11 protein-coding genes are annotated in these 12,834 nt (G+C 58.9%); 6 read left to right on the top strand and 5 right to left on the bottom strand.

The window, feature by feature from the left end; all coding sequences use genetic code 11:
- Positions 1-21: 21 nt before the first annotated feature.
- The 4 genes from KZZ06_RS03160 to KZZ06_RS03145 form a co-directional block, all read right to left on the bottom strand.
- On the bottom strand, positions 22-1,203 hold the full coding sequence (locus KZZ06_RS03160; RefSeq protein ID WP_219578553.1) for an ammonium transporter: 1,182 nt from the start codon (positions 1,201-1,203) through the stop codon (positions 22-24).
- A 156-nt stretch (positions 1,204-1,359) separates the two neighbouring features.
- On the bottom strand, positions 1,360-1,836 hold the full coding sequence (locus tag KZZ06_RS03155; protein ID WP_219578552.1) for a CinA family protein: 477 nt from the start codon (positions 1,834-1,836) through the stop codon (positions 1,360-1,362).
- Positions 1,823-2,314 carry a phosphatidylglycerophosphatase A gene (locus KZZ06_RS03150; RefSeq protein ID WP_219578551.1) on the bottom strand — a complete coding sequence of 164 codons (492 nt, stop codon included), beginning with the start codon at positions 2,312-2,314 and terminating at the stop codon, positions 1,823-1,825. The genes KZZ06_RS03155 and KZZ06_RS03150 overlap by 14 nt, the downstream gene beginning before the upstream one ends.
- Positions 2,311-3,453 carry a bifunctional 2-C-methyl-D-erythritol 4-phosphate cytidylyltransferase/2-C-methyl-D-erythritol 2,4-cyclodiphosphate synthase gene (locus KZZ06_RS03145; protein WP_219578550.1) on the bottom strand — a complete coding sequence of 381 codons (1,143 nt, stop codon included), beginning with the start codon at positions 3,451-3,453 and terminating at the stop codon, positions 2,311-2,313. Before KZZ06_RS03145 ends, KZZ06_RS03150 begins: the two co-directional genes overlap by 4 nt.
- 180 nt (positions 3,454-3,633) lie before the next feature.
- Between KZZ06_RS03145 and dusB the strand changes: the two genes are divergently transcribed.
- The 5 genes from dusB (at position 3,634) to KZZ06_RS03120 (ending at position 10,841) form a co-directional block, all read left to right on the top strand.
- Positions 3,634-4,620, top strand: coding sequence for a tRNA dihydrouridine synthase DusB (gene dusB, locus KZZ06_RS03140; RefSeq protein ID WP_219578549.1), 987 nt, complete (start codon positions 3,634-3,636; stop codon positions 4,618-4,620).
- Positions 4,617-5,711: a nitrogen regulation protein NR(II) gene (locus tag KZZ06_RS03135; RefSeq protein ID WP_219578548.1), complete on the top strand. Its 1,095-nt coding sequence runs from the start codon at positions 4,617-4,619 to the stop codon at positions 5,709-5,711. Before dusB ends, KZZ06_RS03135 begins: the two co-directional genes overlap by 4 nt.
- 2 nt (positions 5,712-5,713) lie before the next feature.
- The gene (locus KZZ06_RS03130; RefSeq protein WP_219578547.1) at positions 5,714-7,081 is read left to right on the top strand and encodes a response regulator; all 1,368 of its coding nucleotides are present in this window, start codon (positions 5,714-5,716) and stop codon (positions 7,079-7,081) included.
- A gap of 132 nt (positions 7,082-7,213) precedes the next feature.
- Positions 7,214-9,436: a PAS domain-containing sensor histidine kinase gene (locus tag KZZ06_RS03125; protein ID WP_219578655.1), complete on the top strand. Its 2,223-nt coding sequence runs from the start codon at positions 7,214-7,216 to the stop codon at positions 9,434-9,436.
- Entirely contained in the window at positions 9,429-10,841 is a 1,413-nt protein-coding gene (locus tag KZZ06_RS03120; protein ID WP_219578546.1) for a sigma-54 dependent transcriptional regulator, read from the top strand. The genes KZZ06_RS03125 and KZZ06_RS03120 overlap by 8 nt, the downstream gene beginning before the upstream one ends.
- Here the strand turns inward: KZZ06_RS03120 and KZZ06_RS03115 are convergent.
- Positions 10,838-11,308 carry a hypothetical protein gene (locus KZZ06_RS03115; protein ID WP_257884168.1) on the bottom strand — a complete coding sequence of 157 codons (471 nt, stop codon included), beginning with the start codon at positions 11,306-11,308 and terminating at the stop codon, positions 10,838-10,840. The genes KZZ06_RS03120 and KZZ06_RS03115 overlap by 4 nt on opposite strands.
- Positions 11,309-11,448: 140 nt before the next feature.
- On the opposite strand from KZZ06_RS03115, the gene trkA reads away from it, so the two are divergent.
- The gene (trkA, locus tag KZZ06_RS03110) at positions 11,449-12,825 is read left to right on the top strand and encodes a Trk system potassium transporter TrkA (protein ID WP_219578545.1); all 1,377 of its coding nucleotides are present in this window, start codon (positions 11,449-11,451) and stop codon (positions 12,823-12,825) included.
- Positions 12,826-12,834: the final 9 nt, after the last annotated feature.

Genomic DNA, 12,834 nt, shown 5'->3' with positions numbered 1-12,834 from the left:
TCCGCAGGCCCCTGATAGGTTTTAGCTGGTCAGCTCGTAGGCCCGCTCGCCGTGGACGGCCAGATCAAGACCGGTGATCTCGTCTTCTTCACTTACACGCAGCGGCGTGATTGCTTTGCAGATGAACAGCAGGGCGACGGTAACGACAGTCGTATAGATACCCACAATCGCCAGCGACCCCAGTTGTGCGACCCAAGTACCTGCGCCAAATGCCGCAATCATGATTGTGCCGAAAATACCGCCCACACCGTGTACGGCAAAGACGTCGAGCGTATCGTCGATCTTGGCTTTGTTGCGGATCAGCACAACAGCTTCTTGGCACAGCACACCGGCGACGGCACCAATGATCAGGGCCTCCCACGGGCCGACGAAACCGGACGCAGGAGTGATCGACGCCAGACCGGCGATTGTACCCGTCACGATGCCAACCATCGATGATTTGCCAAATTTGATCCGTTCCCACAGCGCCCAGGACAGCGATGCCGTCGCGGCTGAAATATGCGTAACCGTGATCGCCATGGCCGCACCACCGTCAGCCGCCAGTTGCGAACCGCCGTTAAAGCCGAACCAACCGACCCACAGCATCGCCGCACCGATCATCACATAGCCGGGGTTATGCGGCGGTGTGTTGTGGTTTTTACGCGGCCCAAGGAAAAACGCGATGATCAACGCGGCAAGGCCAGCCGTTTCATGCACCACAATACCGCCTGCGAAATCGCGTACGCCCGTATCGCCAAAGATGCCGCCATCGGCAAGGAAACCACCGCCCCAGACCCAATGCACAACAGGTGCGTAACAGATCAGCATCCACAGCCCCGAAAACAGCATGACAAAACCAAAGCCGACACGTTCAACATAGGCACCGACGATCAGCGCAGGCGTGATGATCGCGAATGTCATCTGAAAGGCAAAGAACAGGATCTCGGGCAGGGTGCCTGACAGGCTGTCAGCCGTAACACCGCCAAGGCCCAGCTTATCCAAACCGCCCCAGAAACCCGATGTGCCGGACCCGAAAGCGATGGAATAGCCGACAAAGAACCACAGTACGCTCATCAGGCAGGCGATGGCATAGCAATGCATGAACACGCTCAGCACGTTGCGGCTGCGCACAAGCCCGCCATAGAACAACGCAAGCCCCGGCAAAGTCATAAACAGAACCAAGGCCGTCGCGGTCATGATCCAGGCTGTATCAGCAGCATTCATCGGTAAATTTCCCCCATTTAATTAACTTGGAGGGTGGCAAAGCGGATGGGGTCGCACAACGGAAGTTAAAAAGAGGGCAGGACCGCCATTTAATCGTGCATTTATGCAAGCGCCTTAATGTTGGGCTATATATTGCGGTACGTGCCTAATTAATAATCAGTTTGAAATTGCGCCTAAAAGCAGCCCCAAAGCATGATCTCGCGCTGCCAAACGGACATTTGCGCGGCCCAATGCACCAAACTCTTTCGTCTCGGCGTGCACAGCGGTGGCCGTCGCCAGCGCAAAGCACACCCGCCCCTCGGGCTTGTGTTCGGACCCGCCCGGGCCTGCGATGCCCGTGATCGACACGGCGATTTGCGCATTCGATCCGGCCAGCGCACCCTGCGCCATTTCGCGGGCGATTTCCTCGGATACGGCACCGAATGCATCTAGGGTCGCGGGCAATACGCCCAGCAATTCAATCTTGGCGTCATTGGTATAGGTCACAAAACCCCGATCAAACATCTCGGATGATCCGGGCAAATCTGTCAGCGCCGCAGCGACCATGCCGCCCGTGCAGCTTTCTGCGCAGGTGATCATCACGCCACGCGCAACAGCACGCTCCAGCAAGATAGCTGCGTCAGAGAACCCCATGATACAGTCCCGCCAACCCGATCACACAGATCAGGGCAAAGACACCGGCAATCACATCATCCAACATCACACCAAGCGGGTCACCGCGCCGGTCGGCCCATCCGACCAGCAGCGGCTTCCAGATGTCGAACAGCCGGAACAAGGCAAATGCAGCAATCCAGCCCGGCCACATCACGAGGATGTTCAACCCCATCGACCACGCCGCATAGCTTAGCGGTAATAGGGCAATCCACTGGCCTGCGACCTCGTCGATGACAATTTCGGACGGGTCATGATCGGTGCTGCCTGCGGTCATTTTCGCGGTCGCCCACCAACCGGCGGCAAAGGCCACGATGACGCCAATCACCAGTAAGGGGAACCCGCCGATCACATGCAACAACCACGCCCATGGCAGGGCGACCAACGATCCCCATGTACCGGGGGCAGGGCGGATATATCCGACGCCCAGAACGGTGCCGATCAGCTTCGCGAGTTTCATAGTTTCACCAATGTTGCTGTGGCCATGCAGGCGATACCTTCGCCGCGACCGGTAAAGCCCAAACGTTCCGATGTGGTCGCCTTGACCGACACACGATCCGCGTCGATGCCCAGATACAGCGCCATCACATCACGCATCGCGGCGGCGTGGGGCCCGACCTTGGGATGTTCGCAGATCAGCGTGCAATCGACATGGGTCAGGGTGAACCCGTGGGACCGCGCCAGATCGGCGGCATGGGTCAAAAAGATATGGCTGGCGGCACCCTTCCACTGCAGGTCAGAGGGCGGAAAATGCTGGCCGATATCGCCCATGGCAAGCGCGCCATATATTGCATCCGTCACGGTATGCATGCCCACATCGGCATCAGAATGGCCCACAAGCCCCTGATCATGATCAATTTTCACGCCACACAGCATCACATGATCGCCGGGGCCAAATGCATGTACGTCAAAGCCGTTACCGGTGCGAATATCCATCTGGCTCTCCAATATACGTGCGGCCCGGGTCAAATCACCGGGCATGGTTATCTTTAGGTTATCGGCGCTGCCGGGGGTGATGGCAACGGGCAATCCAGCGGCGCGCGCCACTTCAACATCATCTGCTGCGGTCCCCTCGAACGCGGCATGGGCGGCGCGAATGGCCGCTGTGGCAAAGCCTTGCGGCGTTTGTGCGGCATATAATGCTGCGCGGTCCTGCGTGCCTGCGACGTCGCCATCCTCGCCCAGCCATAGGGCATCGGTGATCGGCAATCCGGGTGCGGCGGCGGGACCGTCGGCCAAGGCATCCAGCACACCATCAATAACCGCCCGAGGGACACAAGGCCGGGCCGCATCATGGATCAACACTTGATCGCAACCGTCGAGCAACGCCAGACCATTGCGCACCGATGTCGCGCGGTCGGCACCGCCTGTGGCAATCAGACAGCCTTGGGCTCGAAACCCTTCGGCCTGCGCCATGTCGCTCTCGTTCAGGACAACAACAATGGTGTCGATCCTGTCGTGATACCGAAACGCGGCAACTGTATGGTCGATCACCCGCTTGCCGCATAGGTCCTGCCACTGCTTGGGGATCGCACCGCCCGCACGGGTGCCACGACCCGCAGCGACAATAATGGCGGCAATTCTTGGCGGTGATGACATCGGCAGCCCCTTGATCTGATAGCGTGTTTTTAGGCAAAGCGGGGCTGCGGCGCAATCTCTTGGCCGTTGTGCTTAAAAATTAGGCACATACACGCATATATATGCCATAATAGCGGCGGCTTTCTTGAGTTCAGGCAAGGCTGTCGCTACACCGAATGGAAATGCACAAGGATTAATCGTTTGGGTCTTGCTGATCTGCCATTTTCCCTAAACCCGCCTGTTTTACTTGCACCCATGGCCGGGATTACGGACCTACCATACAGAAATCTGGTCGCCTCGTTCGGGGCAGGGCTGGTGGTATCTGAAATGGTGGCCTCGGAAGATATGATTAACGCACGCCCCGGCACCCGCGAGAAAGCCGAGCTGGGTCTGGGAATCGAAGGCACCGCCGTGCAGCTTGCCGGTCGCGAAGCCGCCCCGCTGGCCGAGGCCGCCCGCATGGTCGAGGCACAAGGCGCGCGTGTCATCGACATCAACATGGGCTGTCCCGCCAAAAAGGTCACCCAAGGCTATTCCGGTTCTGCCCTGATGCGCACGCCGGACTATGCGCTGACCCTGATCGAGGCGGTGGTAAACGCAGTGTCCGTGCCGGTGACACTGAAAACCCGCCTTGGCTGGGATGACGCGATGCTGAACGCGCCGCAAATCGCCACGGCCGCCGAAAACGCGGGCATCACGATGATCACGATCCACGGGCGCACGCGCTGCCAGTTCTATAAGGGGGCTGCCGATTGGGCCGCCATTGCCAAGGTGAAACAGGCCGTGTCGATCCCCGTGATCGCCAACGGGGACATCGTCGACAGTGACACCGCGCGGATGGCGCTGAAGCAATCCGGTGCTGACGGCGTGATGGTCGGGCGCGGATCGCAGGGCCAGCCGTGGATTTTGGCGCAGATCGCGCATCAGCTTTATGGCACGCCGGCACCCGTTGTGCCGCAAGGGACGGATTTCACCCGCATGGTCGCCGATCACTACGAAGAGATCATCCGCTTTTATGGCACCACCATTGGTCTGCGTGCCGCACGCAAACATTTGGGCTGGTATATGGACACCTGCAGCACCCCGACCGACCTGCGCCGCACGGTGCTGACCGCACCTGACCCGCAAACTGTGCACGGTCTGATTGATGATGCCATGGTCGCACATCCCACAAGGGAAGCAGCATGATGAACATGGATGCGGTGTTTAATTCGCTGCCGGTGCCGGCCGTGCTGATCGGGCCGGATGACAGAATCGTCGATCTGAACTCGGCCGCCGAAGGGTTCTTGAACACCTCGGCCAAGTCGGCCAAAGGGACCCCCGTCTGGGATCTGATTGCTGTGAATGCGCCCTTGGAAGAGGCATTTGCCCGGGCACGTAAACATGACACGCCGTTGTTTGTGAATGACGTTGATGTGGGCAGTGGCCAACGCCCTCCGGCGCTGTCCGACCTGCATCTGGCCCCGCTGAACGGTGTGCCGGGCCATATGCTGCTGATGATCACCCCGCGCGAATTTGTGGGCAGGATGAGCCATAACAATCAGGTTAAATCCGCCGCGAAATCCGCGATTGGCATGGCCGAGATGCTGGCCCACGAGATCAAGAATCCGCTGGCGGGCATCACCGGTGCCGCGCAACTGCTGAGCATGAACCTGAACGCCGAAGACCTTGAGCTGACGGATTTGATCGTCGCGGAATCGCGCCGGATCGTGAAGCTGCTTGAACAGGTCGAACAGTTTGGCAACCTGATGCCGCCCGAACTGGGGGCCGTTAACCTGCATGACGTGCTGGACCGCGCCCGCCGGTCGGCGCTGCTGGGCTTTGGCGCGCGGATGACCATCGTCGAAGACTATGATCCGTCCTTGCCGCTGGCATTGGGAGACAAGGATCAACTGCTCCAAGTCATTCTGAACCTTGTGAAAAATGCATCAGAGGCCGCAGGGACGACCGGCGGCACCATTCGTTTGCACAGCTTTTACGAACATTCTTTTCGGATGCGCCGCGCCGATGGTACCGGCCAATCGCTGCCCCTCCAGATCGAGGTGATTGATGATGGTCCCGGGCTGCCACAATCCATTCAGGATGATGTGTTCGAGCCGTTTGTGTCGGGCCGTGAGAACGGCACCGGACTGGGGCTGGCGCTGGTCAGCAAGATCATATCGGACCACGGCGGCTGGATTTCCGTGAACTCCGTCCCCGGCAAAACCGTATTTCGTATTTCCCTGCCACGCGCCGACAAGGCGATGCTGGCGACCCTCGCACCCGAACAGGAGACTTAAAAATGGATGGCACAGTTTTGGTCGCCGACGATGACCGCACAATCCGCACCGTTTTAACGCAGGCTCTGACCCGCGCGGGGTGCAAGGTGCATGCGACCTCAAGCTTGACGACCCTCATGCGGTGGGTCGGAGAGGGCAAAGGCGATGTGGTGATCTCGGATGTTGTGATGCCCGACGGTAACGGGCTTGAGATGTTGCCAAAGATTGCCAAGGATCGCCCCGGTTTGCCGGTCATCGTCATTTCGGCGCAAAACACCATCATGACCGCGATCAAGGCCGCCGAGGCCGAGGCCTATGATTACCTGCCCAAACCCTTTGATTTGCCTGATCTGATGAAACGCACGGCGCGGGCGCTGGAACGTAACGGGGCACCGCGCAGGGCTGTCCAAACCAATGATGCGGGCGACCGCGATGATTTGCCCTTGGTCGGGCGCACCCCTGTGATGCAATCGCTGTACCGCGTGGTGGCACGGGTGATGAACACCGATTTGCCGGTGTTGATCTGGGGCGAATCCGGCACCGGAAAATCGCTGATCGGCAAGGCAATTCACGATTTTTCGGACCGGCGCAATCTGCCCTTTGTCACGGTTACATCAGCCGATCTGCAAGACATCGAAGGGCCAGCGCGCGTGTTGGCTCGGGTGCGGGGCGGGACCTTGCTGATCGACGAGATCGGCGATTTTTCCGAGGAAATTCAAGCGCGTATTGCGCGGATGATGGACACCCCCGGTGATCATGCGCCGCGTTTTCTGGCCACCAGTCAATCCGATCTGGCCGCCGCGATGAAGGCAGGCACCTTGCGTCGCGATCTATATTACCGCCTGTCGGGTGCCACTTTGCACGTGCCTGCGCTGCGCGACCGGGTCGAAGACATCAGCCTGCTTGCCGCCCATTTCCTTGAACGGTCGGAAAGCGGCAACACCGTGCCTCGCGCGTTGTCCGAAGGCGCGGCCAAAGTCTTTGCCAACTATCAATGGCCCGGCAACGTCCGGCAGTTGGAACACGCAATGCGGCAACTTGCGCTGACCAGCCGCGCACCGGAAATCACCCAGATCGAGGCCGAACAGGTGCTGGGCGCACAGCCCGATCCGGAACCTTTGCGGGCGCAAGCCAACACCGAAAAACTGGGCGCGTCGGTGGAGCGTCATCTGCGGCGGTATTTTGATCAACACGGCTCAATGCTACCGCCTCCCGGCCTTTATGCGCGAATTCTGCGCGAGATCGAGGCACCGTTGATCGAAATCGCACTGTCTGCGACCGCAGGTAATCAGGCTAAATGTGCCGATTTGCTAGGAATCAACCGCAATACCTTGAGAAAAAAGATCACTGAACTCGATATTGAGGTGACACGCGGTCGCAAGATGATGTAAAAGAGCCACATAACCGTGGCCATCGGGCCTCACAGCCCGATCAGGACCACATTAATAGGCAGTGGTTGCAGGTATGCATCACATCATCGGTGAGGATTGCGGGTGCTAACCCGGTCACGCAGTTATTATCTGTTGCGTCTTGAGCGACTGCGCCGTGTTCGGCGGTATCGCAACTTGGCGACCCTTGGGCTTGTTGTCCTGGGGCCTGTGCTGGCAATTATCACCTATCTGGTGCTTGGACCGCTCGAGCAGGGCGGCAATACGCCCAGCTTGCGGCTGATCCTGCTGACCGATCTCGTTTATATCCTGTTGGTGGCGGCCCTTGTTTTCATTCAGGTCGGCCGGTTGATCGCTGCGCGCCGGGCGAAATCCGCGGGGTCGCGCTTGCATCTGCGGCTGACCGGCGTGTTCGCCCTTATGGCGCTTATTCCCACGGTCAGTGTGGCGGTTTTTGCCGGGCTGACGATTAATGTCGGCCTTGAGGGGTGGTTTTCGGACCGCGTGCGCAGTGTGGTCGGCAATTCGCTTGCTGCTGCGCAAGCCTACGAATCAGAACAGCGCGATGATCTGATCGCCGACGCCGCGTCGCTGGCACGGGGCATTGATCTGGCCCGCGCCCAAGGTATCGCGCTGCCGGATTCGCAACTGTTGGCCGAGGGGCAGCTACAAATCCAGCGCGGCCTGCGCGAGGCCTATCTGATCGACGGCACTGCCCAAATCCGCGCGCGTGGTGATCGGTCTTATTTGTTCAATTACGAAGCCCCCGAAGCGGATGACCTTAAGCGCGCGCAGGAAAACAACGGCCAGCCCTTGGTGATCGAAGATTGGCCAAACAACGAATTCCGCGCTCTTGTCGCGCTCGATTCCTATCTGGACCGGTTTTTGTACATCAGCCGCGATGTAGACGGTGAAATCCTGTCGCTGCTGGACGACACTAAAGAAACGGTGCGCCTGTATCAGCAGCTTGAAAATGACCGTGGCAAGTTGCTGTTTGAATTTGGCCTTCTCTATGTCGGCTTTGCGCTGATCCTTATTCTGGCGGCGGTATGGCTGGGCCTGTGGTTTGCCGAACGCCTGTCCGGCCCCGTGGGGCGGCTGACGGGTGCGGCGCAACAGGTTGGTGCGGGCGATCTTGAGGTGCAGGTACGCGAAGAAGACGGCGATGATGAAATCGCCATGCTGGGCCGCTATTTCAACCAGATGACCAAACAACTGAAAGGCCAACGCGAGGCCTTGCTGGACAATACCCGCCAGATTGAACGCCGCCGCAGGTTGTTTGATTCCGTACTAAGTTCGGTCACGTCAGGGGTTGTCGGACTTGATCCCGAAGGGCGCGTTGCCTTTGTGAACAAGTCGGCCATGCGGTTGCTGGATTGGTCGGAAGACCAACAATCGCTGGCGATATCGGTGACGGTCCCCGAATTTGGCCCGTTGTTCGACACCGTTGTTTCGGGCCATGGCGAGGTTGCCCAAGGCGAGGTCAAAGTATCGCGTCATGGTCAGATGGAAAACCTGTTGGTGCGCGTCGCCACCCGGCGCAGCGAAGACGGCCGTCTTGAGGGCTATGTTGTTGCCTTCGACGATGTCACCGATCTGGTCAGTGCGCAGCGCATGGCGGCCTGGGGCGACGTGGCCCGCCGCATCGCCCACGAGATCAAGAACCCGCTGACACCGATCCAACTGAGCGCCGAGCGTATCCAACGCAAATTTGCCCGCAAGCTGCCCGATGATGCCGCCGCCCTTGAGCAGATGACCGGCGTCATTATCCGCCAGACCGGCGATTTGCGCCGCATCGTGGATGAGTTTTCGAAATTTGCGCGGATGCCTGAACCTGAAACAACCGAGCAGGATGTCAGACAGCTGGTCGGCGACGCAGTGGTATTGCAGCAAAGCGGCCAGCCCGATGTGACCATTCGCGCCACGTTGCCCGAAGGGCCTGTTGTGGCGCAGGTGGATGCGACCATGCTGTCGCAAGCGCTGACGAACCTGATCAAAAACGCGGGCGAAGCCATTGAAAGCCTAATCAAAAAAGGCGCGCCCGAGGGGTTTGATCCGCGGATCAACGTCGCGCTGACCGTGCAGAAAACCACATTACAAATTTCAATCGCTGACAACGGCATCGGGTTGCCAGAAGACCGCGCGCGGCTATTTGAACCCTATGTAACCACCCGCAGCGAAGGAACCGGCCTCGGTTTGCCGATCGTGAAAAAGATAATCGAAGAACATGGCGGAACTCTGGTTTTGGAAAACGCCCCTGTGTTCAAAGGCCAATCCCATTTCGGGGCCATGGCAATCATTACATTGCCCTTGGCCACCACCCTAAAGACACCCGCATTGGAGACCCAAGATGAGTGATATCCTGATCGTGGACGATGAACGCGATATTCGCGAACTGATTTCCGACATTCTGGAAGACGAAGGTTTTGCCACCCGTCTTGCCGGTAATTCAGACGAAGCGGTGGCGGCCATCAACGCCGAACCACCCGCGCTGATGATCTTGGATATCTGGCTCAAAGACAGCCAGATGGACGGGATCGATATCCTCAAGACCGTCAAACGCGATAACCCCGATGTGCCGGTCGTGATCATTTCGGGCCATGGCAATATCGAAATCGCCGTCGCCGCGATCAAGCAGGGCGCTTATGATTTCATCGAAAAGCCGTTTAATATCGATCAGTTACTGGTGGTGATCCGCCGCGCCATGGAAACATCGCGTCTGCGCCGCGAGAACCTGTCGCTGAAACGTCGCGACGTGGTGAATGCCGATATGATCGGGTCGTCGACCGCGTTCAAAACACTGATGGGACAGCTGGACAAGGTCACCAAATCAAATGGCCGGGTGATGCTGCGCGGGCCTGCGGGGTCCGGCAAGGAAATTGCCGCGCGCTATATTCACAACAATTCCGCCCGTGCGTCTGCACCTTTTGTGACGGTCAACTGTGCCAGTGTCGCCCCCGACCGGATGGAAGAAGTGCTGTTTGGTATTGAGAGCGCCGAGCGTGGGATCGAGCCGGGGTTGCTTGAGCAGGCCCATGGCGGCGTGATCTTTTTCGACGAGGTCGCGGACCTGCCGCTTGGCACCCAATCGAAAATCCTGCGGGTGCTGGTGGATCAGCAATTCACCCGCGTGGGGGGCCAGAACAAGGTGCGCGTCGATTTGCGCGTTGTGTCCAGCACCAACAAGGATCTGGATGCCGCGATCAAAGCCGAGACATTCCGCGAGGAATTGTTTCACCGTCTGAATGTCGTGCCGATTTCTGTTCCCTCGCTCGAGGACCGCCGCGAGGATATTCCGGTTCTTGCCGATCATTTCATCGCCGAATTCAACAGCAGCCAAGGGTTACCGTTGCGCGGGTTTTCGGATGATGCCGTGGCGTTGCTGCAAACAATGGTCTGGCCCGGCAACGTCCGCCAGCTAAAGAACCTTGTTGAACGGGTGCTGATCCTGGGCGATGGCACCGGCCCGATCGAGGCCCGCGAGCTGCCGGGCGAGGAAGAGAACGCCGAGGAAGACGGCCGCGTCGTGCTGTCAGGTGCCTTGGCGACCTTACCGCTGCGCGAAGCCCGCGAGGCATTCGAGCGTGAATATCTGCTGACACAGATCAACCGTTTCGGCGGCAACATCAGCCGCACCGCCAATTTTGTCGGCATGGAACGGTCTGCTTTGCACCGCAAACTCAAGAGCTTGGGCGTGGTGACATCCGCCAAATCCGGCACCCGCATCGCCCATGTCGACGAGGATGCCGAGGCAGATATCTAACCCTGGGTAACGATCTGAAAACTGCCGTCATCGTTGCGGATCACACAAGACTTTTCGTTCAACGGGGGCAGGGTGGTTGTGGCCTGCTTGGGGGCCGCTTGCGCGATTGATGCGGGACACGCGGGGATTGATACAGGGACAAACCCTTGATCGGCCATACATTGTGCCTCGACGCGGTTGCGCAGATCCAGATTGGGGTCGACCGTGTAAATCGCGCCCGGCTCGTAAAAACCGGGAATGACGCGACAGTGGCCTGCGCTGTTGCACAGGGTGTGCGGCGGGACAAAACGCGGCGGCCCGCGTCGGATCTGGGTTGAAACCGGCACTTTGGCCAGCGCTTCGACCTCGCAGGCGGTGGTCTGGCGCTGCACCGACGCCACATCGGCACCGGGCTTGTAATAGGTGTTCAGCGGGGCGCAGGCTCCAAGGCCGATCAACACCGCCGCAGTCATAGTCAAATGTTTCATCGCACTGGTCCCATTTTACCGCTACCCTCATGTAGACATTTGAATTGACCCTTGCAAAGCCATCTGTCATTCAAATCAGCGATCAAGCGGGTGGTTTCCGCCTTGCCCCACTATCAGGCGCAACACCAAAGGAACCTTTCATGAAAGTGATTATTTGCGGTGCAGGTCAAGTCGGCTGGCAAATCGCGCGCCATTTGTCTGGCGAACGCAATGACGTGACAATCGTCGACAGCAACGCCGATCTGGTACGCCGTGCGACGGATACGCTGGATGTTCAGGGGATTGCGGGCTTTGCCAGCTATCCCGATGTGTTGGACCGTGCAGGCGCGCGCGACGCGGAAATGATTATTGCCGCCACCCATTCGGACGAGGTCAACATGGTCACCTGTCAGGTGGCCCATTCGGTTTTCGGCATCAACCGCAAGATTGCCCGTTTGCGCAGTCAGTCCTATCTGACAGCGATTTATTCCGACCTGTACCGCCGCGATCACATGCCCATCGACGTGGTGATCAGCCCAGAAAAGGAAGTCGCGGCAGCCGCCCTGCAACGTCTGTCGGCCCCTGCGTCTTTTGATACCGAAACCTTTATGGATGGCATGGCCCACCTGATCGGTATCCAGATCGACGAGGGTTGCCCGGTCGTGAACACGCCGTTGCGTCAGCTGTCTGATCTGTTTTCGACCTTACGCGCCGTTGTCGTTGGTGTGCGCCGTGATGGCACGTTGTTCGCCCCCGAAAGCAAAGACCAGCTGTTTGTTGGCGACGCGTGTTATGTCTTTACGCACCGCGATGATATCGCCCGCACTCTTGATATTTTTGGCAAGAAAACCAGCAAGCTGGAACGCGTTGTCTTGGTGGGTGGTGGCAATGTCGGTCTGGCCGTCGCACAAAACCTTGAAGGCAAGGAAAGACGCGTCCGCACCAAGATGATCGAAAAAAACCGCGCCATCGCCGAACGCGCCGCCGAGGCGCTGGAACGCACGATTGTTCTGAACGGCGACGGTCTGGATGCCGCCCTGCTGGCCGAGGCCGGGATCAGCCGTGCCGATGCGATGATGGCCATTACCGATGATGACAAAACCAACATGTTGGCCTGTGTCCGCGCCAAGGCCGAAGGCTGCCCCTTTGTGATCGCATTGATCAACGATCCGACCTTGGTGCCCTTGATGCAGCCGCTTGGTATCGACGCCTATATCAACCCGCGTGCAACCACGGTCAGTTCGATCCTGCGCCATATTCGCCATGGCCGCGTGCGGTCGGTCTATTCCATCGGCGATGCCGAAGCCGAAGTGATCGAGGCCGAAGTGCTTTCCACCTCGCCTTTGGCTGGCAAACGCATCACCGACATTGATTTCCCCGAAGGCGTGTTGGTCGGCATGGTACGCAAGGGGGATCAGGTGATCCGGCCCTTGGGCACCACCCGCATTGACGAAGGCGATGTGATCGCTGTTTTCTGTCTGGCCAAAGACGTGCCGCAGGTTGAACAGTTGATGCAGGTATCGATCGACTTTTTCTGATGCGATACC

Origin of the sequence: Sulfitobacter sp. CW3 (assembly GCF_019392245.1) — a bacterium.
GTDB lineage: Bacteria > Pseudomonadota > Alphaproteobacteria > Rhodobacterales > Rhodobacteraceae > Sulfitobacter.
This window is presented reverse-complemented; position numbering and strand designations above follow the sequence as displayed.

Coding starts and splice junctions, on each gene's coding strand:
- KZZ06_RS03160 (WP_219578553.1), bottom strand. CDS start 1,203: ATGAATGCTGCTGATACAGCCTGGATCATGACCGCGACGGCCTTGGTT.
- KZZ06_RS03155 (WP_219578552.1), bottom strand. CDS start 1,836: ATGGGGTTCTCTGACGCAGCTATCTTGCTGGAGCGTGCTGTTGCGCGT.
- KZZ06_RS03150 (WP_219578551.1), bottom strand. CDS start 2,314: ATGAAACTCGCGAAGCTGATCGGCACCGTTCTGGGCGTCGGATATATC.
- KZZ06_RS03145 (WP_219578550.1), bottom strand. CDS start 3,453: ATGTCATCACCGCCAAGAATTGCCGCCATTATTGTCGCTGCGGGTCGT.
- KZZ06_RS03135 (WP_219578548.1), top strand. CDS start 4,617: ATGATGAACATGGATGCGGTGTTTAATTCGCTGCCGGTGCCGGCCGTG.
- KZZ06_RS03130 (WP_219578547.1), top strand. CDS start 5,714: ATGGATGGCACAGTTTTGGTCGCCGACGATGACCGCACAATCCGCACC.
- KZZ06_RS03120 (WP_219578546.1), top strand. CDS start 9,429: ATGAGTGATATCCTGATCGTGGACGATGAACGCGATATTCGCGAACTG.
- KZZ06_RS03115 (WP_257884168.1), bottom strand. CDS start 11,308: ATGAAACATTTGACTATGACTGCGGCGGTGTTGATCGGCCTTGGAGCC.
- trkA (WP_219578545.1), top strand. CDS start 11,449: ATGAAAGTGATTATTTGCGGTGCAGGTCAAGTCGGCTGGCAAATCGCG.